This is a genomic window from Pseudomonas sp. N040 (assembly GCF_015637705.1).
GTDB lineage: Bacteria > Pseudomonadota > Gammaproteobacteria > Pseudomonadales > Pseudomonadaceae > Aquipseudomonas.
On sequence record NZ_JADOBE010000009.1, the window covers coordinates 24,886 to 50,585 of the forward strand.

General features: G+C 49.8%; 24 protein-coding genes. 10 read left to right on the forward strand and 14 right to left on the reverse strand.

What is annotated here, in order from left to right:
- Positions 1 to 80 precede the first annotated feature (80 nt).
- Together lptF and lptG are read left to right on the forward strand one after the other, a co-directional pair.
- Entirely contained in the window at positions 81 to 1,208 is a 1,128-nt protein-coding gene (gene lptF, locus ISX93_RS13575; RefSeq protein ID WP_195779277.1) for an LPS export ABC transporter permease LptF, read from the forward strand.
- On the forward strand, positions 1,195 to 2,256 hold the full coding sequence (gene lptG / locus ISX93_RS13580; protein WP_195779278.1) for an LPS export ABC transporter permease LptG: 1,062 nt from the start codon (positions 1,195 to 1,197) through the stop codon (positions 2,254 to 2,256). Before lptF ends, lptG begins: the two co-directional genes overlap by 14 nt.
- 148 nt (positions 2,257 to 2,404) lie before the next feature.
- On the opposite strand, the gene ISX93_RS13585 is transcribed toward lptG, so the two are convergent.
- Positions 2,405 to 2,902 (reverse strand): RDD family protein, encoded by a 498-nt coding sequence (locus ISX93_RS13585; protein ID WP_195779279.1) that lies wholly within the window; start codon positions 2,900 to 2,902, stop codon positions 2,405 to 2,407.
- 105 nt (positions 2,903 to 3,007) lie between these two features.
- Positions 3,008 to 3,220 carry a cold-shock protein gene (locus ISX93_RS13590; protein ID WP_195779280.1) on the reverse strand — a complete coding sequence of 71 codons (213 nt, stop codon included), beginning with the start codon at positions 3,218 to 3,220 and terminating at the stop codon, positions 3,008 to 3,010.
- A gap of 915 nt (positions 3,221 to 4,135) precedes the next feature.
- Here ISX93_RS13590 and ISX93_RS13595 point away from each other — a divergent pair.
- The gene (locus ISX93_RS13595; protein ID WP_195779281.1) at positions 4,136 to 5,362 is read left to right on the forward strand and encodes a hypothetical protein; all 1,227 of its coding nucleotides are present in this window, start codon (positions 4,136 to 4,138) and stop codon (positions 5,360 to 5,362) included.
- A 112-nt stretch (positions 5,363 to 5,474) separates the two neighbouring features.
- Positions 5,475 to 5,600, forward strand: a complete 126-nt coding sequence (locus ISX93_RS17245) for a hypothetical protein (protein ID WP_258166980.1) — start codon at positions 5,475 to 5,477, stop codon at positions 5,598 to 5,600.
- Positions 5,601 to 5,838: 238 nt separating this feature from the next.
- Here ISX93_RS17245 and ISX93_RS13600 read toward each other — a convergent pair whose 3' ends face one another.
- On the reverse strand, positions 5,839 to 6,720 hold the full coding sequence (locus ISX93_RS13600) for a competence protein CoiA family protein (protein ID WP_195779282.1): 882 nt from the start codon (positions 6,718 to 6,720) through the stop codon (positions 5,839 to 5,841).
- 139 nt (positions 6,721 to 6,859) lie between these two features.
- On the opposite strand from ISX93_RS13600, the gene ISX93_RS13605 reads away from it, so the two are divergent.
- Complete coding sequence (locus ISX93_RS13605; RefSeq protein ID WP_195779283.1) at positions 6,860 to 7,834, forward strand: hypothetical protein; 975 nt, start codon at positions 6,860 to 6,862, stop codon at positions 7,832 to 7,834.
- A gap of 229 nt (positions 7,835 to 8,063) precedes the next feature.
- Here ISX93_RS13605 and ISX93_RS13610 read toward each other — a convergent pair whose 3' ends face one another.
- The 10 genes from ISX93_RS13610 to ISX93_RS13655 all read right to left on the reverse strand — a co-directional run bounded on the left by ISX93_RS13610 (position 8,064) and on the right by ISX93_RS13655 (position 21,879).
- On the reverse strand, positions 8,064 to 9,035 hold the full coding sequence (locus tag ISX93_RS13610; RefSeq protein WP_195779284.1) for a retron St85 family RNA-directed DNA polymerase: 972 nt from the start codon (positions 9,033 to 9,035) through the stop codon (positions 8,064 to 8,066).
- Positions 9,028 to 9,948, reverse strand: coding sequence for a retron St85 family effector protein (locus ISX93_RS17165; RefSeq protein WP_219841028.1), 921 nt, complete (start codon positions 9,946 to 9,948; stop codon positions 9,028 to 9,030). The genes ISX93_RS13610 and ISX93_RS17165 overlap by 8 nt, the downstream gene beginning before the upstream one ends.
- A 256-nt stretch (positions 9,949 to 10,204) precedes the next feature.
- Positions 10,205 to 10,771: a recombinase family protein gene (locus ISX93_RS13620; RefSeq protein ID WP_195779285.1), complete on the reverse strand. Its 567-nt coding sequence runs from the start codon at positions 10,769 to 10,771 to the stop codon at positions 10,205 to 10,207.
- A 426-nt stretch (positions 10,772 to 11,197) separates the two neighbouring features.
- A complete protein-coding gene (locus ISX93_RS13625) occupies positions 11,198 to 14,251 on the reverse strand; it encodes a type III restriction-modification system endonuclease (protein ID WP_195779286.1) in 3,054 nt (1,017 codons plus the stop codon).
- Positions 14,252 to 14,261: 10 nt separating this feature from the next.
- Entirely contained in the window at positions 14,262 to 16,133 is a 1,872-nt protein-coding gene (locus ISX93_RS13630) for a site-specific DNA-methyltransferase (protein WP_195779287.1), read from the reverse strand.
- A 38-nt stretch (positions 16,134 to 16,171) separates the two neighbouring features.
- Positions 16,172 to 16,852 carry a DUF4391 domain-containing protein gene (locus ISX93_RS13635; RefSeq protein ID WP_195779288.1) on the reverse strand — a complete coding sequence of 227 codons (681 nt, stop codon included), beginning with the start codon at positions 16,850 to 16,852 and terminating at the stop codon, positions 16,172 to 16,174.
- Entirely contained in the window at positions 16,849 to 20,139 is a 3,291-nt protein-coding gene (locus tag ISX93_RS13640; RefSeq protein WP_195779289.1) for a helicase-related protein, read from the reverse strand. Before ISX93_RS13640 ends, ISX93_RS13635 begins: the two co-directional genes overlap by 4 nt.
- A 125-nt stretch (positions 20,140 to 20,264) precedes the next feature.
- On the reverse strand, positions 20,265 to 21,275 hold the full coding sequence (locus ISX93_RS13645) for a helix-turn-helix transcriptional regulator (RefSeq protein WP_195779290.1): 1,011 nt from the start codon (positions 21,273 to 21,275) through the stop codon (positions 20,265 to 20,267).
- Positions 21,276 to 21,282: 7 nt separating this feature from the next.
- A complete protein-coding gene (locus ISX93_RS13650) occupies positions 21,283 to 21,537 on the reverse strand; it encodes a hypothetical protein (protein WP_195779291.1) in 255 nt (84 codons plus the stop codon).
- A gap of 105 nt (positions 21,538 to 21,642) precedes the next feature.
- Entirely contained in the window at positions 21,643 to 21,879 is a 237-nt protein-coding gene (locus ISX93_RS13655; RefSeq protein WP_195779292.1) for a hypothetical protein, read from the reverse strand.
- Between the two features lie 154 nt (positions 21,880 to 22,033).
- On the opposite strand from ISX93_RS13655, the gene ISX93_RS13660 reads away from it, so the two are divergent.
- From ISX93_RS13660 to ISX93_RS13680, 5 genes are all read left to right on the forward strand, one after another.
- On the forward strand, positions 22,034 to 22,291 hold the full coding sequence (locus ISX93_RS13660; protein WP_195779293.1) for a hypothetical protein: 258 nt from the start codon (positions 22,034 to 22,036) through the stop codon (positions 22,289 to 22,291).
- A 14-nt stretch (positions 22,292 to 22,305) separates the two neighbouring features.
- Positions 22,306 to 22,902 (forward strand): hypothetical protein, encoded by a 597-nt coding sequence (locus tag ISX93_RS13665; RefSeq protein ID WP_195779294.1) that lies wholly within the window; start codon positions 22,306 to 22,308, stop codon positions 22,900 to 22,902.
- Between the two features lie 11 nt (positions 22,903 to 22,913).
- Entirely contained in the window at positions 22,914 to 23,858 is a 945-nt protein-coding gene (locus ISX93_RS13670; protein ID WP_195779295.1) for a metallophosphoesterase, read from the forward strand.
- A 73-nt stretch (positions 23,859 to 23,931) separates the two neighbouring features.
- Positions 23,932 to 24,216 (forward strand): hypothetical protein, encoded by a 285-nt coding sequence (locus ISX93_RS13675; RefSeq protein WP_195779296.1) that lies wholly within the window; start codon positions 23,932 to 23,934, stop codon positions 24,214 to 24,216.
- A gap of 91 nt (positions 24,217 to 24,307) precedes the next feature.
- Entirely contained in the window at positions 24,308 to 24,667 is a 360-nt protein-coding gene (locus ISX93_RS13680) for a hypothetical protein (protein ID WP_195779297.1), read from the forward strand.
- Positions 24,668 to 24,960: 293 nt separating this feature from the next.
- On the opposite strand, the gene ISX93_RS13685 is transcribed toward ISX93_RS13680, so the two are convergent.
- Complete coding sequence (locus ISX93_RS13685; RefSeq protein ID WP_195779298.1) at positions 24,961 to 25,482, reverse strand: hypothetical protein; 522 nt, start codon at positions 25,480 to 25,482, stop codon at positions 24,961 to 24,963.
- Positions 25,483 to 25,700 lie beyond the last annotated feature (218 nt).

The window sequence follows — 25,700 nt, forward strand, 5'->3', positions numbered from 1 at the left end:
TCCGCGCCAATGGCGGGCCAGCAGTCATGCGGCTAGTTTGAGCGTTGCTGCCTGAGCCTGACAACCCTGGAGTGTCTGGTTTGATCGTATTCCGTTACCTGTCCCGCGAAGTGTTGGTCACCATGAGCGCCGTCAGCGCCACGCTGCTGGTGATCATCATGAGTGGCCGTTTCATCAAGTATCTGGCCCAGGCTACCCAGGGCATCCTCGATCCGTCAGCCCTGTTGCTGATCATGGCCTTCCGCATCCCCGGTTTCCTGCAGATGATCCTGCCACTGGGGCTGTTTCTCGGCATCCTGCTGGCCTATGGGCGCCTGTACATGGACAGCGAAATGACCGTGCTGACCGCTACCGGCATGAGCCAGCAGCGCCTGACGCTGTACAGCTTCGCCCCGGCGCTGCTGGTGGCGCTGCTGGTGGCCTGGCTGACCATGGGCCTGACGCCCAAGGGAGCGGAGGAGGTCGAGCGCATCCTCAACCAGCAGGACACCCTGACCGAGTTCGATACCCTGGTGCCCGGGCGCTTCCAGAAGATGCGCAATGCCGAGCGGGTTACCTATGTCGAGCACCTTTCCGCGGATCGCACCCAGCTCGGCGGCGTGTTCATTTCGGAAAAGCGGCGCTCGGCGGATGGCGCCAAGGAGCGTGGCATCACCGTGCTGGTGGCTGACAGCGGACGCCAGGAAATCCAGCCCGATGGCAGCCGTTACCTGATCCTGGAGAATGGCTACCGTTACGACGGCACCCCGGGCGCCGCCGATTATCGGGTGACCCGTTATGACGCGCATGGCGTGTTGCTACCTAAAGCCAGCGTCAGCGGCGAGATCACCGACCGCGAGGCCATCCCGACCAGGGAGCTGCTCGGCAGTTCCAAGCGCAAGCATCAGGTCGAGCTGCAATGGCGGCTTTCGCTGCCGCTGCTGGTGTTTGTGATCGTCCTGCTGGCAGTGCCCCTGTCCCGGGTCAATCCACGCCAGGGGCGCTATCTCAAGTTACTGCCGGCCATCTTCCTGTACATGGCTTATCTGTCCTTGCTGATCGCGGTGCGTGGCGCGCTGATCAAGGGGCGCATCCCGGTTGAAGTCGGCCTGTGGCCGGTACACGGCCTGTTCCTGCTGATTGGCTTGCTGCTGCTTTACTGGGAGCCCTTGCAGCTGCGCTGGAAGGCGCGGCGCGCGACACGGGAGGTGGCACTTGGTCAAGCTTGATCGCTACATTGGCGCCAGTGTGTTCTGGTCGATTCTGGCCGTGCTGCTGGTCATTCTCGGCCTGGCCCTGCTGTTCGCCTTCATCGATGAGTTGAATGACATCGAGGGCGGCTACGGCCTGCTGGAGGCTTTCTGGTATGTGCTGCTGACCACGCCGCAGCGGCTGTTCGAGCTGTTGCCGATGGCGGCGCTGATCGGTTGCCTGGTCGGGCTGGGTACCTTGGCCAGCAACAGCGAGCTCACCGTCATGCGCGCGGCCGGGGTATCCGTCGGGCGAATCGTCTGGGCCGTGATGAAGCCCATGCTGGTGCTGATGCTGGCGGGCCTGCTGATCAGCGAGTACGTGGCGCCGGTTACCGAGAGCATGGCGCAATCCAGTCGGGCCATGGCGCAGGGTGCCGGGGATGCGCAAAGTGCCAAGCGCGGCTTGTGGCACCGTGAAGGTAACGAGTTTGTGCATATCAATGCCGTGCAGCCGAACGGCCTGCTGGTTGGCGTGACCCGTTACCGCTTTGGTCCGGAGCATCGTCTGGAACATTCCAGTTTTGCCCGGCGGGCGGTTTTCGATGGGCTCAACTGGGAACTGCAGGACGTCACCACGACGCTGTTCAGGGAAGATCAGACCGAGGTCGTCAAGCTGCCCGAGGAACGCTGGGACATTCAGTTGAGCCCGCAGCTGCTGAGCACCGCCGTGCTGGACCCGGATGCCCTGTCGATCAGCGGCCTGTGGGATTACACCCACTACCTGGCGGAGCAGGGGCTGAACAACGGGCCCTACTGGCTGGCATTCTGGAGCAAGGTGCTCAAGCCGGTGGTGACCATGGCGCTGGTGCTGATGGCCATTTCCTTCATCTTCGGGCCGTTGCGCTCGGTAACCCTGGGGCAGCGGGTGTTCACCGGTGTGCTGGTGGGTTTCGTGTTCCAGATTGCCCAGGACCTGCTCGGCCCTTCGAGCCTGGTGTTCGGCTTCCCGCCATTGCTGGCGGTGCTGATTCCGGCCGGGATCTGTGCGCTGGCCGGTATCTGGCTGTTGCGCCGGGCGGGGTGAGCCGGAACAGGCGAACGCTTGGTCATGGATGGCTGGGCCAAGGTTAACTGGTACACCGAAGTGTCGACAGGGATGTCATCGTCAACACTGCTTCGCTCCGGTCCTCGGCGGTCGACATCCCGGTATCCTCACCGGAAGCGCGGCGAAACTATTTCTTGTGCGTGTCCTTGGGCAGCTGGACGAGCTCGCTGTCCGAGAAACTGTCGTGCCAGCTGCGTTTTTCCTTGCTGACCAGTACCCAGAAAAATCCCAGCCCGAGGCACACCCAGGACGCAATGGCGGCCATGAAGCGCACCAGTGCCTGCCACAGGCTGATGGCGCTGCCGTCCTTGTTCTGCACGCGGATACGCCAGACCTGCATGCCCAAGGTCTGACCGTTGTGGGTCCAGAACTTGGCGAAGAAGGCGAACACGCCGAGGAATACCAGGCTGGCGAGCAGCGGGTCGGCGTCAAGGGCGCCGGCATCGGCCATGGCCTTCAACTGGGCGTTGCCGTAGATCGCGCGCAGCAGCCCTTGCTGGTAGGCGAGGGTGATGCTCATGGCCAGTGCCAGGCACAGCAGGGTGTCATAGAAGATGGCGGCGAACCGACGGATGAGTCCCGCTGCGGGAAAACTGCCTGCGGGGCGCAGTTGATGCTTTGGCATGGTGTGCTCTTGGTCCAGTGAATGTGTGGATTGTACAGGCCCGGAAATCCAGGGCACAAAAAAGCCCCTGATGTCGCCATCAGGGGCTTTTTCTGCAACAGCCGATTACGCCAGGATTTGCACCTGATCAGCCTGCATGCCTTTCTGGCCCTGGACAGCGATGAAGCTGACTTTCTGGCCTTCTTTCAGGCTCTTGAAGCCATCGCTTTGAATGGCGCGAAAGTGCACGAACAGATCCGGACCGCTTTCTGGAGTAATGAAACCAAAGCCCTTTTCATCGTTGAACCACTTGACGGTACCGTTTTGACGAGTCGACATGTCTTAAATCCTTGAAACTTGAGTTAATGACAGCCTCTTGTCTCTAGAAAGCCAAGAGGGCTGGAACTGGTTGCAAAGATTAAGAGAACTCGAGCGGGATGTAGCGGATCTGGACGATCTACTGCACCAGGTCACGATTCAGCTGCGACCCATGCAAACACAGTTACAAAACAATAGCCTAAGTTTTTGGCATTTGCCAAGTCCCCAAAAGCGCATAAAAAACAAAGCGCGGGCAGCGGATTGCAGCGGCTGTGTGTGCGGATTGTTTTTGGCTTGACTGGCGTAGTTTGACTGCTGCGCGAGGCGAGCAATGCGCTGAAATTGCGCGAAGAGATGTAAATGGTGCCCGGGGGAGACTCGAATCTAAGGCTGTAAGTACTGTAATGCATGGGTTTTTATTGATTCGATTCTTTCATCTACTCACAAATCTACGCTCTTTTGCTTTTTCTGCTGCATTCGCCACCTCAGTTAATGCGGAGTGACCGGATAGGCATGGGGGTTGGGAATCAACGGGGGCAAAGAGCGCTGAAAAAGTCATGGGCATATTTTACTGGGGTTAAGTAGGATTAAGACCTATTTATTCGGGACGATCATCATGCGTAGCACTCAACAATTCAACATCACTCAGCCTAATAGATGGCTGACGTGCTGAAGGCCAAGGTAGCTGCTGGTGAGTACGCCACTGAAAGGGAAGTGATTCGTGATGGGCTGAGAGTGATATTGGCTCGTGATCGCGCCTTGGAAAACTGGCTCGTTAGTCAAGTAGCACCGGCTTACGATGCCTTGAAGGCTAACCCTTCGTGTGCATTGAGTGCCCATCAGGTGCGTGCACGGTTGTTGGCTGAGCACCAGAACGCCACTGCCGAAACGTGTCGGATGAACTTGCTGAGTAGACACCGTTGGCTGGAGGCCTGAGTGCTGTTTGATCTTCTTGAACACCCAGACTCGAATGCAAAAGTCCCACTCTACGAGGGTACCTTTTTCATTTCTTCAATGGATAAGCTTTTTCAAGTCATCAATCTGACAGGTGGTGTAAAGCATCTGTACGAAAAAACCAGACCCGCCGGCACACTTACTTGGAAGACCCTCTACAAGCTTTCCAGCAGCGATTGCAGCAAGGATATGCTCCGGCCAACAACGATAACGAAACTTGAACGGTTGTTTGCTGGTAATCCTAGTGCCATCTCATCTATTACAACTGTAATGGCCAAAGGGGCCCATTGGCCTGAGCATTCCCAATGGATGAGCTTGATCGATGGTGGATTGTTTGGCCATCCGGCGGCGCGGGGTTACTGGGTTAGTCGCCTTGATACCGTTTGGGAGCTTTTTTGCAATCAAATCCGGGCAGCTAAGAGTCCTGTTGAGCGCATTCGCATCTTTGCTGAGAGTTCACTTTCGAAAGACTTTGGGTGTGAGCTCACCCAGAAAAGGCTGATCCAGTTTCTCGAATCCAAACCAAGTACCGACAAGTTGCTAGCAAGCACCGCCCTTCGGCATCACATGCGTGCTTGTGAAGTGACAACCATGCTCCGTTTTGGGGCCTGGCTTGTAGCAGATTGGGTGGATGCACACTGGGATGATGCCGTGAGGGTGGGTGACCAAGAGCGAATTTTTCTGCAGATACTTCTACCGAAGTTTGAATCAGAAACTTCAAGTTTCAGTTGTCCAGTTGGAGCTTGTATTGAGCAAATGGCCAAGGTTACTGACTGCCCTGATGGTAAAGCTTCGGCTTCTCATCTAGGCCAACTCTGGGCTGACTTTGAGTTTGATCAAAACATAGCCCAAGGCAGTCAGAATACAGTCCAGTCAAAACAAAGGCTGATTCGATTATGGCTTGATGGTAATAAAGGAAGGCCCGATGCAAAGTCTGTTTTTTCACTCAGCAAAGCGGTCGTCTATTCAGTCTCAGGAGAGGCTGACTTTGATCATAGCGACCAGAACCCGACCACGTTTTTTTTAGGTTGCGGACTGATTTTTTCAGAAAGCTGCCGCTACCTACTTAAAAAACTCATTAAAGAGCATTTTACGGCTGAAGAGATTGTCGCAATCTTCTCGACCTATGAGGATGAGTATAGGAAAGCGCGCTCCTCCTTCGGCAAGCCGCTATCAGCCAATGAAAATACCATTCCAGTTGAAAGCTGATACCTCGAAAAGATTTTTCCGATTCAATTCCTCGAACAGAGAAGCCATCAGCTCAATCATTGGCGTCGTCAGGCAAATCCGCTGACACATACAGCCAATTTGGAGATTTATGATGGCCAAGCATGATGACGACAATCGTAGCAATCAACTGAACGACAACAACGATGCCTACTGGCAATCGCGTGGCGAGGATGAGCGTCCCGACGACTGGCAAGATCGCAACTCGGAGGATGAATAATATGACTTCTTCAAAGCGTCCTGCTGATGCTAGAGCAGACATTCAGAATGCTAACAAGGGCACGTCTGGCACCAATGCAACATACGATAAAGCCCAAGGGAATAGGGGTAAACAGCTCAATCCGAATCAAAGGGTAGGAAAGAAAACCTCTTAGTTGTGCACTCGGGGCCAGTGCAAGGCTGGCCCCTTTTAATTACCAACATCCATTCGGTTGATGTTGCGTACAACCGGTATGAATCTAAAGGCTTTGATTCATTCCCTGAAGTCGCGCCATCACCTCTTCCTTGGCATGCAGGTGGTAAATCCAGTTTCTGTACTTAGGGTTGTATTCACCCCCCAATTGATTTCGCCAAGATTTCAGCAGTTCAGTTATTTGAGGGTTGTATGACCAAGAGCGCACGGCTATTGAACCGCTTGGCAGAGTCCGGACTGAAACCCACATGCCCATGATGGTGAAGCGCTGCTCAGAAAATTTGGCCTCAGGCTGGAGCATTGGTTGTGATGGGCTTTCCGGGCTCTGCCAAGCTTGGCTCGTCGGCAAGAAGATTGCTGGTGGCTCTGGAAATATCCAGGCTTTGTTCTTGGTCTGCTTCAGGATGGCGTTCTTGACGGCCTCAGACGGTATAGCGTGCTGGGTAAATAGTTGCTCCCTGAGGTCGATTTCGATTGTTCGCGTGCCGGCCTGCTTAATCCGTTCAAGCTTTTCATCGCCGATGAATGAAGTTACTGCGACTTCGATGAAGAGCTGAGAGCCATCCTTTAGCTGTGCTACTAAGTCTGGCTGGAACCCCCACTGCGGCACTTCTTCCTCGACACCCTCGAAGTCCCACCAGCTTGTGGGGTCTGCGCTTGAGGGCACAATGCCTGGTTCTGGCGGTAACTGCAGCCCAAGCGCATCACGAATGACTTCCTTGGCGTAAAGATGCAAAAGGCTTTCACGTTGTATGAAGCAACTATCCTTGTTTGAGTGGTGAGCAAAGTGGTGCTCACGGATTAGACCTTTGCGGGCGATAACAGGCTCGCCGCAGCTTGCGCAGTAACATTGACAAGCCAATCCGCGAGAGGCCTTGTCAATGGTGGTCAAGCGGCCATTGTGATCTAGTGCGATGAACATACTCATGTGATAACCCTCTGGTTTGAAGACGGCTCAAAGAGTCATGATGTTTGCTGGCAGATACCTCCCCCAAACCCTGCAGAAAGGGTTTGGGGGAGGTTTGAAATGGTCTGTAGCCCTTTATTTGCGGGCGTAAGGAGGTTTGGTGCTTGAAGTTATGCGTTGCCTTGCGAAGGAGCTAAATGCCATGCCGGCGGACTCCAAGGCACATCAAATTTTGAAATTTATGGTTGAAAGCAAGCTCATGGCGCTGGAGCAGGGGCGAGAGGAGCAGCTGTTCTTTGAGCGCCCCAAGCTACTGGTGGCCGTGGAAGGTAAGTTGCGCGCTGATGCTTTGGATCCTGCTAGGTGGCTTACTAATGGATTGCTTGAGCAGTTCCTGGACTCACGCAAAGTATCTTTGTTGGCACGGCTAAGAAATGCTGGGCTTAAGCACCGGCCTGTGATCGGTAGCAATGACTCTAAGGGTGGAAAAGGTATTCAGCGCACGTATTGGTTGGATGTTGAGGCTATTCCGCCAGACGAACTGGGTGAGCAGGTACTTGATTTTGAACGCATCGAATATCGCCGGACTGAAGCGGGTGAGGTCAAACCGTCCTGGTTATTGCGAATGGTTTTTTCCAACGGAGAGTTGAAGAACCGTAGTGGCCGAGGGCTTTCATTGTTAATTCTTGTATTACTCGGTATGGCCTTTTGGGGGCTTTATCTGCTTGCGGGTTTTTGGCGAGTTTCGGGCCTGAGCGAGCCGATAACTTTACGTCAGCTGATTGAGATCGCATTTATTGCATTGTGTTCGTGGTTTGTATGGAAGAACTTTTTCCGGCCTTGGATTGAGTTGGTTGATCACCGCGTGGTTAAGGCACCCCAAACCATGCTGGCTTTTGGTGAGGATGAAGCAGAAATTGAGATGCACTGTGACAGTGCGAAGAATCAATGGACCCGCTTTGTACGCTTCACTGGTGATTGCCCATTGTGCAGCGGAAGGGTGCTATTGATGCCTGGAAAGCCGGAGCACAGTCTTCCTTTGGTGGGACGTTGCAGTGAAAGCCCGCATGCGCACGTATTTAGTTTTGATCGGACTAGGTTGTCAGGTGTTTATGTAGGGCCTCGGAGTGAATAATTTACTTGTCTGTGTGGGGGGATTGAGTTAGTCCATGGATAACACAGTAATTAGGCCGCTTAGGGTAGTTGACTCAATCGGTCGATGAGGCGCGTTAGAGCCTGTTTGAGGATTTTGTATGCTTAAGGCGAGGAAGCTCCCAAAGATTTTTTGCACCGAAAGCTTGGTAATTAATATATGAGGTCGCTGGCAGAAATAATGCTTAATTCAGCAGGTTGTCCTTCCTTTATTAATTATTTTGCTGTGGCGATGGGGTGGGGTCTAGAATTTTAGAAATACCATAAAGATATTTCGCGCATATTTTTGAAAAAAATGCTGGTGCAACGTGCTCAATATAAGACAAGTGGCCCCTTAATGTTGCCGTGTCTTCCTGCATTAACTTTCCTTTTTCAAAAAGAGAAAGCATTAATCTGATCTTGTCTTTATAGTCTCGCGTGATAGTAATGTGGCTATCTTGGCAAACCCTTAGGCCTGTTACAATCGCACTTCCACCAGCGCGACTAGAGAAAATGGTTTTCTTTTCATTGATGAATATTCGAGGTGATAAATTTTTATTAACCATTATTTTAAATAAATTTAAAAACTCCAAGCATCCACCTTTCGTGTCAGTGGAGAATACGATATCGTCTGCATATCTTGTTATTATGCCTGCTCCCAGCTTAGCTTTATTGTCGTTAACTAAGCTTAGTAAGCGAGTATCAAAGTCGTACATGACTGCATTAGAAATGGCTGGCGAAGATATATATCCAATAGGTAACCGTCCCAATTTATCAAAGCACACTCTTTTAATAAAAAACTGATCAGATTCACTTAATGATATGAGTGAATTTGATTTGTTATAAAATTTAATCGTTTTAAATAAATCATCTGCCTTAATTGATTTAAAAAAATCTTTAAAGTCAACTCGAATAAAGTACTTGGACTTTCTATGCCGCTCTGCATTTGAGAGAATTGACTTTCCCCGCAAAAAAGCCATTGCAATTTCGTGGTTGGCAAGCTGGTTAAATATGGTAAGAGTTAACCAGCGCTGAAGCGTTTCTAACTCGGCAGAAGGCCTGTGAATTATCCGGGTCTTGTTAGGGTCTCCTTTCTTCTTTATATGTATGATTTTTACGTTATTCGGGCCGCTATCAATAACGGATTTAATCCATTCTTCGGATACATAGCAATCTTTAGCGGCTAACTTAACAAGGTTAGACATTTATAAGTCTTCCAGTGTTATGTCTCAAGTGGTGACTTCTAAACTGAGCTAACAGTTCATCTGCTACAGACCCAAATGCGATGAATGGCTCTGGCGTGCTTGTGGTGTAGTAGTAAGTGTTGTCAATTTTTTTTGAGTCGATCAGGCTGGACGCGTGAAGAATTCCGCGCAGATCTTTAAGATCATCAAGATTTTCTTCATCGCCATATAGTTCTTTGTATATGTTTATAGTTTCGGGGTGCGAAATTGGCCCGCAAATATGAATAATATCATGTAAGAAAAAAAGTGAAATCTGCTCGGTGGTGTTCGGCTTGCAGGAATTTATATTAACCTTTCCTCTAGATATATTTTTCTTAAAATGCTTTATTATTCCGGGTAAGGTGCCGCCAATGGAATCAAGGTTATTTATCCCATTAGTGGCCATTGGATACCAGAGGATGCGTTCGTCACTACTGCTTTCTTTGATAGCCTGAATTGGTCCTAAATTTATAAACGATTTTGATTTTTTGAAATTTAAATCATTAATTACTAATAATTTTTTTCTAAATTCGTTGTGCGCAAATGCGCCAAGTTCGCAAAATGCACTATTGCTTTCTAGAATAATTAATATCCAGTCAGCAATGTTTGATATTTTATGCTCTATGTCCAGTAGATTTTTTTCTTTTCCATGATTTGAAAGCTCTTCCATAACCTTTTCTGCATATATTATGCGTGTATGAGGGAGTTTTTCTTCAATTGTCTTCTTTAAGAATATTCTGCGCTCTGATGGAGTGTTTTCAGATTTATTTGCGCCACATAAAAAAATGATGGAAATATCTTTTCTCACAAAGATATTTCCATCAATTAATTTTTGCTTGAATTTTTGGAATACGTGCCCAATTTTGAACTGGGAATCGCTAATTTTAGCTTCCAAAGTGCCTACCTGACGCTGCGAGGGATTCGAATACGGAGATCAGCCGACGGGCTGGGATCCGTATTCGAATCCCTCGCCAGATCAGTAGAAATCCAAGGCGGGTAGTGGCTCACTATCCGATTCGGCTTACGCCGAATAATGCTAGGCAGAATCAGTTTTAACCGTTGACCCTTTAGTGTCAAGTTGAAGGGGCGATTGCGCTAAAGCGTGGTCATCTTTACAGCACGATAGTTCGCGCCCCGGAGGATTTTGTAACTCAAGTCCGATTCCAAAGCCGCTTAACCGTGCTTAGGGAAATCTTCAGTTCCTGAGCCACCTCACTCTGCGACTGATTCGCCGCTTTCAGCTTTTGAACGTCACTTGCCGAGGCTATTGGCGGCCGGCCAAGGGATTTACCTTCCGACTTAGCTCTCGCTAATCCTGACTGTGTGCGCTCAATCAGCAGATCCCGTTCAAACTCAGCTACTGAAGCAATGACCGACATGGTCATCTTGCCAGCGGGGGAGGTGAGGTCAACGCCTCCCAGTGCCAGGCAGTGAACTTTGATGCTTCTGCCATCTAGCAATTCAACAGTCGAGCGCACATCCATCGCATTGCGACCAAGGCGGTCGAGTTTGGTTACGACTAGTACGTCACCCGACTCCATGCGCTCAAGCAATTTGTGGAAGCCTTTTCGATCACTGGCGGGCACAGAGCCGGAAACGGTTTCTTCGATGCAGCGTTGTGGCTGGATGTCGAAGCCGGCGGCTTTGATTTCTTGAACTTGGTTCTCAGTGGTCTGGCCGGTTGTGCTTACTCGGCAATAAGCAAAGGTACGAGACATAATGATGCCCTCTTGGTGTCAAAAACATAGGCTCATTATTTATCTAGTGTCAAATATAGTCAATGCTATTTTCTGACACCAAAATGCACGCAATCACAAAGGGGTGTCAAAATCGACCGTTTTTGATCTGCTAGGTTTGAATCGCAGCGACAAGCTGGATCAGCTTGAGATTGAAATGCATCGCAAGCGCATCAGGCAGAAACAGATCAACAAAGACATAGATGATCAAAAGACTATGGCGCCGGAACCCCCTCATCTGGAGCGTTGAGTCTCCAGCGCCCATCAGCTGCATTAGTTGCAGCTGATGGGCGAGTCGAAGCAATCAGATACTTTGCTTCAACGATGGCAAACCCGCGACTTGAAATCTCTCATTTTGAAATGAATCAGAGCTCATGCCGGTGCCACGAAGGTCGATGCGCTTCAGTATCACTTCACCAGCTCCATCAACTTACCGAAGCTATTCACCACGTCGTACTTCACGTTCTCTGGTGCGTACTTCCGGTTGATCTCGTCGAAGAACTTGCGGGCACACTTGATCTTGGTTTTCTCAATCTCGTTGAGCGCCATAGACGACATCGACCCCTTGGTCTCGGCCACGAAGTACACGTGCTTGACGGTGCCTTCCTTGAAAGACACAGCCCAATCTGGGTTGTAGTCGCCGACGGGTGTGGGAATCAGGAAGCCACGCGGTAGCTTGGCGTACACGACCACTTCAGTGCAGGTATCAAGTTCCTTCACAAATTCCCGCTCAATGCCGGAGTCAGTGATTGCATAGTCGTAAATGTGGCGTTTTAACTTCTCACCCGTCTTGGTGAAGTCCTGCTTGGTCTGGCCTGCGGTGAAGATGTCCAGATCGAACTTGTCTTCGACGGGGTCGTAGGCCAAGTGTTCGATGATCATCGTCGCCTTCTGCTCGTTGATCAGGCGCACGGCTTCCGCAATGAAACTCTCTGGATTGGTTCGGAAAAGTGCAAAAACCGCAACGTTGATCCCTTTGAGAATGTCAGCCGTCGTGCGCCGTGTCAGTTGCGTACCTTCAGCGATTTTGCCGATGAGGTCGTACTTCACTGCAGAATGAATCGACTGCTTGTTGTACTCGGTTGTTGTTTCAGAAACCTTGAAGCCGTCGCCACTCTTCAGTGCATCTGCCGTCACCTGATCAACTTGCTCGCCAGTCTGGATCGTGTACTGCAACGGCGTCACGCGAAGGCTCTTGTCCAGTTCTGCGACCGCCTTTGTCACCAACTCTGCCGAATCGAAGTCGACGCTGTAGGCCGCCTTGCGATTGATCCGGTTCCACAGCGCTTTGAACTCCTGTTTGTCGAAGTTGCTGTTGAGCGGGTTCTTCTTGGGGCGACGGTCGTCGCTGATCTCAAACATCTGGCTGTCGCTGAAGACGCTGTCGATCAGCTGGTACACCTGCTCGGCATGAGCCTGCAGCTCCGGGGGCAGAGGTGCCAGAGTGCCTTCCCTCTTGGCCTCGTGGTAAGTGCCTGTGATACGGTCGGTATCGTCGCTGTAATCGTTCTTGAGCAGGTACTTGTAGATCTGCTTAGCTAGTTGCGGCGTCACTTCGACATTGCCGGTGGGCGTCTTCAGCACCTTGCCGGTGAAGTAGGCTTCGTTCGCCACCTTGGGGCGGGCAGACAAGGAATCGCTGATGTCTTTCTGCAGCGCAGTGACGAACTCCTTGAAGCTTTCGCTCGCCACTACGGTCAGTACGTTGACGTCATGGACAATGGCCGGATGATCCACCCGGTCGCCGAGCTGATTGACAGACAAGCGCAGACCACGACCGACCTCTTGTCGGCGCGTGACCTCGTTGTTGTAGTCGGGGTGCTTCAGGAAGCAGATCACGAAGACATTGGGGTTATCCCAGCCTTCGCGCAGGGCCGAGTGCGAGAAGATGAAACGTACCGGCTCTTCGAATTTGAGTAGTTGCTCCTTCTTTCGAAGAATCAGGTCGTAGGCATCCACATCGTCGGACAGGCCTTTGTTTTCGCCAGTCTTGGCTATGCTCGGATCGACGTCGCGCTTGGTCTTCTTGTCGATGGAAAAGTATCCGCTGTGCGTCTTTTCCGCCGCAATGCCCTTCAGATACTTGATGTACGGCGTTTCATCCAGGTCCAGCACCTCGTTCAGGTACTGGCTGTATTCCTCTTCAAAGATCCGCGCGTAGTCACCTTTCTCGTCCGATGCCGAGTAATCGCGGTACTTGACCACTTCATCAATGAAGAACAAGGTCAAGACCTTGATGCCTTGCTGGAACAGCGCCTGCTCCTTGTCGAAGTGAGCCCTGATCGCCTCCCGAATCTGGATGCGACGCAGCGACGCTTCGTTCACGTCTCCGGTGGCATCGCCAACAAACAGTTCTACGCCGTTGGTGAAGCTCAAGGTGTCGGTATTGGCGTTGATGTCCGCCACCACAAATCCACGGTACTGATCCAGCTCGTTTGAAAGGCCGTCGGAAAACAGGTTATCGCCCTTGCCCAGCTTGCGGACGACGCGCTTGATCTCGCCACTTTTCAGCTTCTGCTCGAACTCGACGCGGGCCACCGGTGCCTTGCTCGAAATCTCGATGGACTGCAGGTACAGATAGGCATTGGTTCCCGCCAGCCCCTTCACTGAGATGCCGCGTACGGCGATCTTTTTCACCAGCTTCTGGTTGTAGGCGTCGAGCGCGTCCAGCCGGTGGATCTTGTTGTGTGTGGTCTTGTGGGTGGCCGAGTAGCGCAGCACCATCAGTGCCTTAAATTCCTCCAATGACTTCAGGGTTGCTGCCCCTTCCATTTTTTGCGGCTCGTCCAGGATCAGGATCGGGCGGTTAGCGCTGATCACATCAATCGGTCGGCGAGACTGGAAGTCGTCCAACACGTCGTAGATGCGCCGGTTGTCCGCGCCACGGGCAGCAAATGCCTGCACGTTGATCACCATCACGTTGATGCCCGCGTCTGACGAGAAGCTCTCCAGGTGGTGCAGCTGTTTGGAGTTGTAAATGAAGAAGCGCGCCTTCTTGTGGTAGGTCTCCAATAAGTGCTCCGCCGTGATCTCCAGCGACTTAGCCACGCCCTCACGGATGGCAATGCTGGGTACCACGATGATGAACTTGCTCCAACCGTACTGCTTGTTCAGCTCGAAGATGGTCTTGATGTAGCAATACGTCTTGCCCGTGCCGGTTTCCATCTCGATGTCGAGATTGACCCGGCTGACTTTGGTCTTCACCAGTTCGGACGACTGAGGGAGGTTCTGTTGATGCTGGACTTGGGTGATGTTCTCCAGCAGTGCAATATCGGTCAGCTTCAGGTCGGCGTTCTTGAACCCGCCCTCCGCAAATAGGTCTTCGACGCCTTTTTTGGCCTTGCCCGGATCGATGCGGTAGCTGATGGCCTCAGCCGACGCGGGCGGCTGCCCTTTGAAGCAGTCGACCACGGCTTGTACCGCCGCTGTCTGATAAGCCTGCGTTTTGAATTTGAGTTTCATCGCGCGCCCCTCAGATGCATTTCACTTCGGTGGCGGGCGACAAGAGCTTGAAAATCTGCTCGACGTTGATCTTGACCGCGCTGCCTTTGTAACCTGCATCGCGGAACACCACGCGCAGCGGCTGATGTTTGGCCAGTTCTTTCACAAAGGCTTCGTCGATGCTGCCGCTGGCGTCGAAGCACGCAGCAAGCGCATTGCCATCGACAAAGAACACGTCCTTGCCTTGGATGGACTGCTTGGTGATGGGTAGGGCCAAATCGACTCCCCAATCCAGCATCACCTGGAACAGCAGGTCTTCGGGCGTGCGGTCGGGCTTGATGTTGTCAACGAATAGGTCGAACTTAGCCTTGTCCAGCGCATCGGGCGCGTAGTAGACGTCGGCCATGTTGGATGTGTCGATCTTCAAGACACGGAAGCCTGTATCTTTGTGCCAGCCTTCGTGAAAAATAGTTGTTGAGAGTTCAATTCCAGCACGGCGGATTCTCTCTTTACTGAGATCTGCAATGGTCTTCATGTTGCACTTCTTATATGCAACTGAGTTCTCACTGCATTCCTCCGGAAGTTGAACGCAAATGAATCGCCGATTTCCTCCATCCTCGCTATTAATCAACATTACAGCATGGGCGGTTGAACCGCTCCCTGCAAAAAAATCCAGAATAATATCTTCATCAACTGTGGCGATGTTAACAAGATTCTTTAGGAGCGATGTTGGCTTTGAATGGTCAAATGCTTTAGGAGCTAGTAGTCGAGCTATTTCTGCAGTTCCATCCGAATTCAGTCCATGTTTGTCCCACCAAGATTCCGGCTTTGTTCTTGTTGAATCGCGCTCAGACAGAAATTTTTTCTGGATTGGACCTGCATTGCCAGTTTTTCCGAAAATGATCCGACCATCACGGATTCTTTTATTGACTTCAGCTTCATTGAATACCCAGTAGCGACCATCTGCGGGTAAATAAGCTTTCCCTGTTTTTGGGTTCACTATCTCAAATAGTGGACCTTCATGATTTGCAGACAAGTCGGAGGTTGTCCATGGCCCGCGGGGATCGTTATCAGGATTATCATAAGTATTATTTATGTAATCTTCGGTTAGCGGGAAGCCAAGAATGGATGTTTCACTGACTATTTTCCCATAGCACAGAATATAATCATGCACGGGCGGGATATAGCCCATATTATTTCCGTTCGTTTTTTTCTTCCAAAGAATGGTCCCCAGACAATTAGCTTCACCGAAGACTTCATTGCAAATGCTTTTTAGATTGGAATATTCGTCATCACTGATTGAGATAAAAATAACCCCATCATCTTTCAATAATTTTCTGGCTAGTCGAATTCGAGACACAATCATCGATAACCAGTCTGAATGGAATCTGCCATTCGCCTCTGTGTTTGCAATCAACCTAGTACCTTGGGAGTCGATCTGGCGCGATTTACTTAGATATTCAACGGTAGTGGTCGAAAAATCATCTTTGTAGACGAAGTCATCGCCAGTGTTATAGGGCGGGTCGATGAATATCATCTTGACCTTACCAAGATATGTCTCTTGCAATAGCTTGAGTGCGTCGAGATTATCGCCTTCGATAAACAGATTTTTCGTGCTGTCAAAGTCCACGCTTTCATCGCGGCAAGGCCGCAGCGTTTTGGCAATCGGCGCGTTGGCCGTGAGCAAGGCTTCGCGTTTGCCCGGCCAATTCAGGTGGTAGCGTTCCTGCGGCCCTTCAACAATCGATTCAGCAAGCTCCTGGCGGAGCTGATCAAAATCCACCACCACCTTCACGACGCCGTCTTCACCTTTAGCTTCGGTTTTACAGTTAGGAAATAATTCGAGAATACGGGCGATGTTGTCCTGCGTGAGATTTGGCGAGTGCATTTTCATTTTTTCCATATTCTTTTCCTCTGAACGCTTTCCATTTTGAAAAAGGCTTAGCGGCTCAATTGTTCTAGTTCGGTTTTGAGTTGCCGCATGGTGGCGTTGATTTCGACCTTGCGGTTGAATTGTCTTTCTTTGGCCAGCTTGCTGGCGGTCTTCTCGACCTCACGCTGCTTTGCCGCAATCAGCTCTACACGGGCGACCAGGTCAGAGAGGCCTTCTTGCGGGCGTGCGGGCGTGGGGATCAGGCGTTGAAGCACCTGCTCATACAGGCCGCCGAGATCCAGTGCTAAGGGCATGGAGGTACGTTCAATATCGCTGGGTAACCACGTCGTCGCAAAGTAATCGCTCAGCACCCAACGGCTCGCATCTGCTTCGCTAGGGCGCTTGAAAGCCGCCACCATCCGAGTGCGCTGCTCGTAGTGCAACTCAAAGATGATGGGTAGCGAAATGGCGCGATCGATGGCGCGCAGAACTTCTTCATCCAACTCTGCTGTTTTCTGCGTGATTTCAAAAACTTGAATTTCCGGCACGCTGCCCCGTGCGGGCAGGTTAATGGTTTCCGGTGCCAGTTTGTAAGCCCAGGTGATCTGCTCCACCTGGCGTACAAACTTATCACGCAATGCAGTGTTTACTGGCCCGTGCTCGTAGATTTTGCTCTTTGGCACCACACGGGAAACCAGAGCCTGGTTTGGAAAGCTGAAAAGAGCTGGCGGGATTGCTGCCTGGCTCATGCCGCGCCTTGAATAACAATGAAGCTAATCAACTCGAAATCACCCAGCCCGGAAATGCTGTCAACTAAGGCAGTGGTTTTACCACCAGTAAACAGGCTATCGATGTCCCTTTCTTCTTTTACATCAATCATCGAGCGAATAGCCTGATCAAGCAGGTTGGAGTAGACGCGCATGTTACGTCCATCTTGTGTGGACTGATTAAATTGCTCGTACGCCTCACGGATCGGCAGGCTGTGGCCTTTGCAAGCACTGCGCGCCAGATCAAGCAGGCGCTTGGCTTGGGTCTGGTCGCTGATGATCTGTCCTTCCATGCTGATGTAGATCAAATAGAACGGATGCAGCCGATTTTGTTGATTGAGGCTTGAGCCTCTATTCAGATTGCGCAGGGTGAATATCACACCAGGCAGCAGGCCTAGCTCTGCTCGCGCCGGTACGACGGCATGCATGCCACTGGGGGCTTTTTCAAGGTCACCATTGGTCTTGATGTAGTTCAGCAAATCCATACGGAAGTCATTCAGCCCGAGGTCGGTAATGGAGACCCCGGTCTTGATATCTTCCATTTCGATCACTTCATCTTGCAGGCGCCGTAGTTGCTCCTTCCTGTACGCCACGTCATTGGCTTGGGCATTGAGAACATTGTCATCACCCGTGGCGGTGACATCAGCAATCATCATGCGGTTCTCAACCCGCTCTTTCAGGTTGATGTACTCATCCAGGCTTATGTCCGGCCAATAGTTGACCAGCTGGATACTGGCATTTTGTGAACCAATTCGGTCGACACGCCCAAAGCGCTGGATGATACGAACCGGGTTCCAGTGAATGTCGTAATTGATCAGGTAATCGCAGTCCTGCAGGTTCTGGCCTTCGGAGATACAGTCTGTGCCGATCAGGATGTCAATTTCTCGCGGCTCGTCCGGGTAAATCATTGCTTTCTCTTTAGATCGCGGAGAGAACAGCGTGAGCAAGCCTTGGAAGTCGTAGGTCTGGCGACTGCCTGGCATTGTGCCGAGGGTAGACTTGGGCGCATCACTGCCGGTGACTTTGCCGGAATGCACCTGATGAGTACTCAGCAGGCATTCAGCTAGGTTTTCGTAGAGGTAGTTGGCGGTATCCGCGAAGGCTGTAAAAATCAGCACTTTGCGATTGCCCGGATTGATTGGCGATGCCAGCTTGTTGGTAATCTGGGTTTTAAGGTGCTGCAGCTTGGCATCGTCGTCCGGTGTGACCTTGGCCATTTCAGCCAGCAGTTCTTCAATAAAGACCAAATCGCCCAGTAGATCTTGCTCCCAGGACGGCACGTCCATGTCGTCCAAGCTGATCTGAATCTTTTTGCCAATACTGATATCACCAGGCAAGGGCAAGTTGTCGTCGTCAAAATCGGTATCTTCAAAGGCAGCGGTAACGTCGGCGAAATCGCTGGCAATACCAGTTTTCTTGAAGGCAGCAATTTTATCCAGCGCGATCCGATGCGTGTTTTGCAGATTTTTCAGTGTCAGCCGGAAAGACTCGATCGAGCTTTCCAAGCGCTTGAGCAAGTTGGTGGTCATTAGCGCTTGCAGGCTTCTCTCGCGGTCGACCTGTTTGAGCTTTCCTTTGCCGCCTCCAACTTCTGTGTCGTACATTTCCTCGTATTTACGCATACGACTGGGCAGGATGTAGCTGACAGGTGCGTAGACAGCGAGTTTGAGTAGCGAAAGCTGGTTGAAGATATCATTGAAGCCAATGACGTCGCCACGCGAAGTAAGTGGGCAATGAAACGACAGCGGTTTACGGCGCTCAGGGAAACTGCCGATGTCAGCGGTGTTGTAGAAAGTCTCGATGTGCCGGCGTGATCGGGCAATGGTCACACTGTCGAGCAGCTCGAAGAAGTCGAAGTCCAACTTATTAAGTATTGCGGCTGCGGTGCGCTTCTCTGGAGGCAAATTTGACCAGGCATTAAACACAGCCTGAGCACGGCGAAAAATGCCGTCGATATCCTTCTCTGTGCGCAGCTTGTCATTGAGGTTGCTGGTGTCGCCTTCGTAGGCCAATGCCAGCTGGTTACGTAAATCGCTGAAGCGGTTGTTGACCGGTGTAGCAGAGAGCATCAGCACCTTGGTCTTTACGCCTTGACGAATAACCTGATTCATCAGCCGCTGGTAACGGGTCTCTTTGTCTTTGTAGACGTCGTTGTTACGGAAGTTGTGCGACTCATCGATCACTACCAGGTCGTAGTTGCCCCAGTTGACGCGATCCAGCGGAATGCCTAACGACTCACCACGGGTTCGCGTCAGGTCGGTGTGGCAAAGCACGTCGTAGTTGAAGCGATCCCTTGCAAAGATGTTGGTTACGAGATTGCGATTGTAGTTCAGCCAGTTGTCAGCGAGCTTCTTCGGACACAGCACCAAGACGGACTTGTTACGCAGCTCGTAGTATTTGATAACCGCAAGAGCGGTGAAGGTTTTACCCAGCCCAACGCTATCAGCGAGGATACAGCCGCTGTAGGTCTCCAGCTTGTTGATCAGACCGGTCGCAGCATCGCGCTGAAAGTTGAACAGCTTTTTCCATATCAGGCTTTCTTGGTAACCGGTACGGTCGTTGGGCAGTACGTCTTCATTTATGTCTTCCAGAAACTCTCGGAAGATGTTGTAGAGCATCAGGAAGTAAATGCGCTCTGGGGGATTTTCCTGATAAACCGAAGCGATGTGGTCGCAAAGCCTCGTGGTGACGTCCTCCAGCTTGCTAGGGTCGTTCCAGATCTGATCAAACAAATTGAGGAAAGTCGCGGTAACGCTTGGTTCATCAATTTTGGAAACAAAGTTGGATACAGCATTCCCCTGCTGGTAACCCAGATCCACAGCTGTGAAGCCTTGAAGGGGCATGTAGACGCTGTCGCCCGTATTACTTTGCACACCGGCAAATGGCTGCATGGGTGCTTGGGCACGATTTGAGCGGAACTTGGCCTTACGTTGAATCCAGTCAGCACATTCGCGAGCGATAGCCTTCTGGGTAAGCTGATTTTTCAGCTGAATTTCAAATTCACTACCGGTTGTGCTGCGCTCACGCTCAGCCTTGGGAATATGAAACTCGCGTTGCTCCTTCTTCACCTTGTCGGTCACTTCGTTGGGCACGAAGGTAGGCGAGGTGAAGATGAACTCAAGAGAGTCGATGCGCTCCAGCTCTTTTTTCAGCGCCACGTAGGCATAAATGGAAAAGCAAGAAGCCGCAATCTTCAGCTTCGCACTCGGTTTGAGCGTGCCTTTGAGGCTTTCACCCAGCAGGTTGTTGATGTTGTCGATCAGTTCCATGAAACGACTTCCCTATGTGCTAGCCGTGTCGATAATTACTATGCTCGCGCTGAAATTCACAAGAGTAGTGGTCAATAGCGCAGGCTTCAGCGAAGCACAAAGCAGGTCCCGGCATGGATGCTAAATCAAACTGACTCATACATTGCACTCGCTGCCTGCAGTTTCCGGAAAATTTCTGCGCGAAGGCCGAGCGGTTCCAACACCTCAATGGCATCCGCTTGCGACAGCAGCCACCAGTGCAGCTGCCAGCTATCCAGTACCGTTGCGGTCAGCTCGTGGCCGCCGTCAACTTTTGTGATTTTCATGTCAGGTGAAATGGGGGTTTCGCTCAGTAGGTTGAGCAAGGCACTGTTGATTCTTGCCTTGAGCTGAATGACATCGCCTTGGCTGAACTGCAGCGCGCCGCTTTTGATATAGGTTTTCAGGTCAAAGTCGCTGGGCCGATTGACTGGTTTTTCCAGCATTTCCACTTGCTTGAATCGGTGCAGGGCAAACAAGCGCACGTCTGTGTAGGGCTCAACCGTAGCTGCCAAGTAAGTGATGCTTCCGCGCAGGATCAATGCCAGGGGATTGAGCGTTAGGGCTCGGGTTTTATTTGTGAATGCCGCGAAGTAGGTCGACGTGATTTGCTGATCATCCAGCAGTGCTTGTTGGATTACTTCCAGCAGCTCTTCATCGATCTCTGGCGCAATCAGATTTAACTCTGGCTGTACGCTGGCTATTTTATCGATCCAGCGGGCTGTGGGCATTTGCGCGGTGAGTGCGTCGAGCTTTTGTCGCGCCTGGGCAAAGCGAGGCTGCAAGCTTTTCAAAATTCCAGCCGGCAGCAGTGGGCGCAGACTGTTTTCCACTAGCTGAAGGGTGAGCGCTTCACTGAGGGTTACGCCTGGCAGATCAGAAGGCGATCCCGGCGTCCAATACCAACCGTAGGGCATGCCTTTGTTGTTGCACTGCAGAGGAAACAGCAGCGATAGCTCATTCAGGTCTCGTTCAACTGTGCGCTTGCTGATCTCGTAGCCGCCATCAGCTAATTTCTCGACCAGCATTTGCACGGTGTAACCAGGAAGGCGTGAAGGCAGCAGCTTCAGCAGCTCCCACTGTCGGCTTAAGGTGCTTCGGCTATTCGCGGCAGGCATGACGGTTTCAATTCACTCGGGCATGGATGATGAGTGTTTTTTCGAGCGGATTAATCTCAATTTTTTTGATTTCGTAGGTACGTTCATCAAAGGTCATTTCGGTAACAAAGCTCTCGGTCAATGGATCTATGAACGCTGTAATTTCAGCAGGGTGCATTTGTCTTTCCGCGATCCATGGACGTTCATTTTCAAACTTGACCTTAACTTTGACTGGGCCGGTGTTCGAAAACAGGCAAAGATATTCTTCGATTTTCTGATGCACAGTCATCTTCCATTGGAGTGATTATCGTCTAGTAAATCAGGAGGCTGGGATGCCTACGGTCTTCCCCTCTGCAGACCCTGCAGTGCCAGCGGGGGTGGTGCCAATTCAGCTTACAGGCCGATTCCAAACCAAAGCCAGGATGAGTGCAATCCAAGCAATATGCATTGGCAACAGCCAAACCCAGCGAAAGGCGCTGAGGATTTGGCTACGTCGCGATTCAATTGTTGCTGAAAAAAGGCCCACTTTCTGTACTAAAAATCCAAGAAAGCACCAAAGAAGAAAAAGTGCAGCTCCCAGAAATCCCCAAATTCCTGAAGCCATCATCATTTCGTGGTTGAACATGGCATTTCCTCATGATCTCCGCGTGTCGGAGGACTGATCCGTTAACTGATGCTGCATATGATTTGCTCTGGTTGCGACGTAATATGTCGCACATAGGCATTACTCTAGCCTTATCAGAGGTCACAGTTTGGCCGGATAAGGATCGAGGTAGCGAATGAGCCAGAAAATGAGCGTGTCAGAGATTTCCAAGATACTGTTCGACGCTGACCCAATGGGAACCTGCTGCAAGGAAAACGATTGTTTTGACGAGTACGACGCCATTGCACGGGCCATTTTCCAACAGCTCTCAAGCGGGCGGCCAGCAGATGAGGCGGTCAGTGAGACCTTGATGGATTGGTTTGAGGTTGAGTCGATTGAGCCAACTAGCCTGGCCAGTATCGTGCTGGCGCTGAAAACAGAAAGCCGCAGCTAGTCAGGAGTGCCGTTATGTCGGTGATAAATCTACGCCAAGAAATAAAGCGTCGCGCTGCAGATCGAAACCATACGGAGATACTTGTGGCTATGGGCTACGAGCATCCTTCTGAACAAGCGATTGCCCGCCTGAAATGGGTAATGGGCTCTCCTACGCTCGGGTTGGAAAAAGGGCCTACCGATTACCAGTACACAAGAGAGCAATTTGTTTTAAAGCTATGTCAGGTGCTTGAGATTCCAGAGGATGGTTCTCTGAAGGCGGTCAAAGATGCTAGCGAGTATTGGTCTAACGAGGCTTGGGCCTTTAGGCCACAGCTTCATGCAATCACTGGTCTTAAGCGTGAGGGACGCTCTGCAATGACCATGGGGCACCTCTTGAATCAGTGCCGAGTTGATCTACCTGATGGTATATGGCATCAGCCGCTGGATGTTCAGGTCGAAATGGCAAAGGCAACTGTACGGAAAAATATGCAGGAAACCGCCGGAGATTTCGGCCCTTCTGGACAGGTCGAAAGGTATCGATTCGTATATGAAAAAGACAAAAGTCTGGAATTATCATTAGAAGGTGAAATAATTGGTGGCGTGATCCCGTGTCAAGAAACTAATAAATAAAAGGAATTTTAATGTACGACATTATCGGCGACATACACGGTCACGCAACTCCGCTTAAAAATCTGCTGAAGAAGATGAATTACGCAGAAATTGATGGGGTGTGGCAGCATCCAGAGCGCAAAGTCATATTTCTTGGTGACTTTGTAGATCGGGGACCAGAGCAGCTGGAAGTGATCAATATCGCAAAGTCCATGGTCGAACGAGGCTATGCACAAGCTGTAATGGGCAACCATGAATTCAACGCAGTTGCATGGGCCACCCCAACTGCAGACGGGCTCGATTATTTACGAACGCATAGTGATAAAAATCAACACCAGCACAAGGCTTTCCTTGCGCAGATAGGTGAAGGTTCAGAGAAGCATTTTGAGGTTGTTGAGTGGTTCAAGACGCTACCAATTTTCCTGGACCTTGAAGGATTGCGCGTGATCCATGCTTGTTGGCACCCAGCATCGTTACAGGTGTTGGCCGACTTCACGGATGAGAAAGATTGCATTAAATCGGATGCCTGGGCGGAGTTGAATCGTAAAGGAAGCCAGGCTTATGACGCTCTAGAAATAGTACTTAAAGGCTTAGAGATTCCGCTTCCAGGCGGTGTTGATTTTGAAGACAAAGATGGCCATTCCCGCAAGCACATTCGAGCTAAGTGGTGGGAGTTAGAGGGGCTTACCTATCGTGACCTAGCCATGGTCCCTAGCGACGTTATTGATCTCATTCCACATACGCCAATTCCGGATGACCTATTACCAGGTTACGCAGGAGATAAATTGCTGTTCGTAGGGCATTACTGGATGACAGGAGAACCAGTAGCTTTGAGCACTCACATTGCTTGCCTGGACTACAGCATCGCAGCCAGCACACCATCGAATAGGCCGGATGAGCGAAAGCTTTGTGCTTATCGATGGAGTGGTGAAAATGAAATTATTCAAGATAATTTTATTTCAGTTAAACATATTTAATTTATCAGCTAATAAGTGCTCGTATAAAGGGTGCTCTTTTCAGTAATTTTAATTTTTATTAAGTGAAAAATTTATGAGTGATAGGTTTGATGCCGTTCCTGTCGATGCTGATACTAAAATTATGACTCAAGTAGAAACAAAGCTTGGGCAATATCAAATTCTTTACCAGAAATGGGGGTGGGATGGAATTGTTGCAGAGAGTATAATTTTCGTAAGCAAAGATATTTCGAAATTAAATGATCATGAAATTGAGCAGGAAGTGAGGAGTTCGCCAATGGTAAAAAAAGACTCAAAAACCACAATGTCTAAAACAGATTCAGGTTTCACACTGGTAAATTTTAATTTCGAATCGATTTAATTAAACTTTTTAATATGACTTTGCTGGATTGATGTAAAATGAAAGCATGGTTATTATTGTTCGTGATTTTAGAATAAAGTGATCCGTGTGCATGAATAATTATGAATACACCTTTCAAGTCGGAGGCATTGGGTATGTTGTTCGATTCTCGAACGATGCTCAATTATCATTTTTTACACCGCACTCGAATTACGATGAATTTGCCGTGTTCGGAACTGAGGTGGAAAGCTATAACGACCTGGGGCTCTCGGGAGTCAATTCTTTACACGTATTTCGTGAAGTGGAGAGAATTGCTGTCGCGCATATCAAGAAATTCAAAATGAATTATGTGTGGTTCACTTGTGTTCCGTCGCGCTCTAGCCTTTATGTTCGTCTTGCCAAGCACTTGTCCGAAACTGTCGGGCTTGTGGTAAGCAATGTTAATAATACTGAATTTTATCTTTCAAAATAGCTCGGACTTCCGTGTCAGAGATTAATAATTTCATTTTGGATTAAGGTAAATAAATCGAAATCTGCGAAGCGAAAGATTCATCAAAAAAACAGGACTTCGTTGATAAAATTTAACCGCTAAACATTTACTGGAGTTAAATTAATTTCAATAATCGGCTTAATTTGTAAGCGGTTCTTGCCGACCGATTGTTTTAAATTAAGAGTTCTGGATAATTAATGCTTCGTAAGCGATTAGGAACCAAAACATGCTTGCGTGTATCAGTAGTGATCCGATAGTTATTATATTTAAGTCAATCATTTTTTGATATACCCTGTTGGGTTTGTTAGTTCCCATTGCATTACATCTATTCGATTTTGTGGTATTTCTTTTGTGACATAAAATAGCACCCCTTCTTGTTCATAAATCTCTTTGAACCAGCTTTCTTTGTCTTTACATGATAAATCAATCATTGCGGTGGCACTGTCCGAATGTTCCCAGTAAAACTTCACCAATTGTTTAAAGTTTAGTGAATTAATGCGTTCTATGTTGTTTATTCTTGTTATAGGATTTTCAGTTATTAAATGAACATGAAGCCCTCCATTTTTGTGTTTTTCTAAAGAAACAGCGACCTTTAATGCTTTTTTAGATTTTCTGCCAAATATTGAAATGCTTAATTCCTTCAAGAATTTATTAATTATTTCCCTTGCTCTGGATTCGCTTCTTGTGCTCATAAGGTTTAGTGTTATAAAGTAATACCATTCATACCTATTCAAGAAACCTACAGTGCTAATTTGAAGCTTTTCATTATTTGATAGATCAAATTTTTGATTTTTCATTTTTTCCTTTTAATTTATTTTAGTTACTACTAAACCTAGGCGCTATTGTTGAAGGCCTACGATCACAAATCTCAACACGATTATTAATTCGAAGTGAGTAGCCTTTAGCCTTAAACACTTCTTAGGCGATGCCTAAGGTTTTGATTTGTGTATCCCTATTTCTAATTCTGTTTCCGGTTAAAGGTTAATTAATTCCGATATGAATTTATTTATAAGAA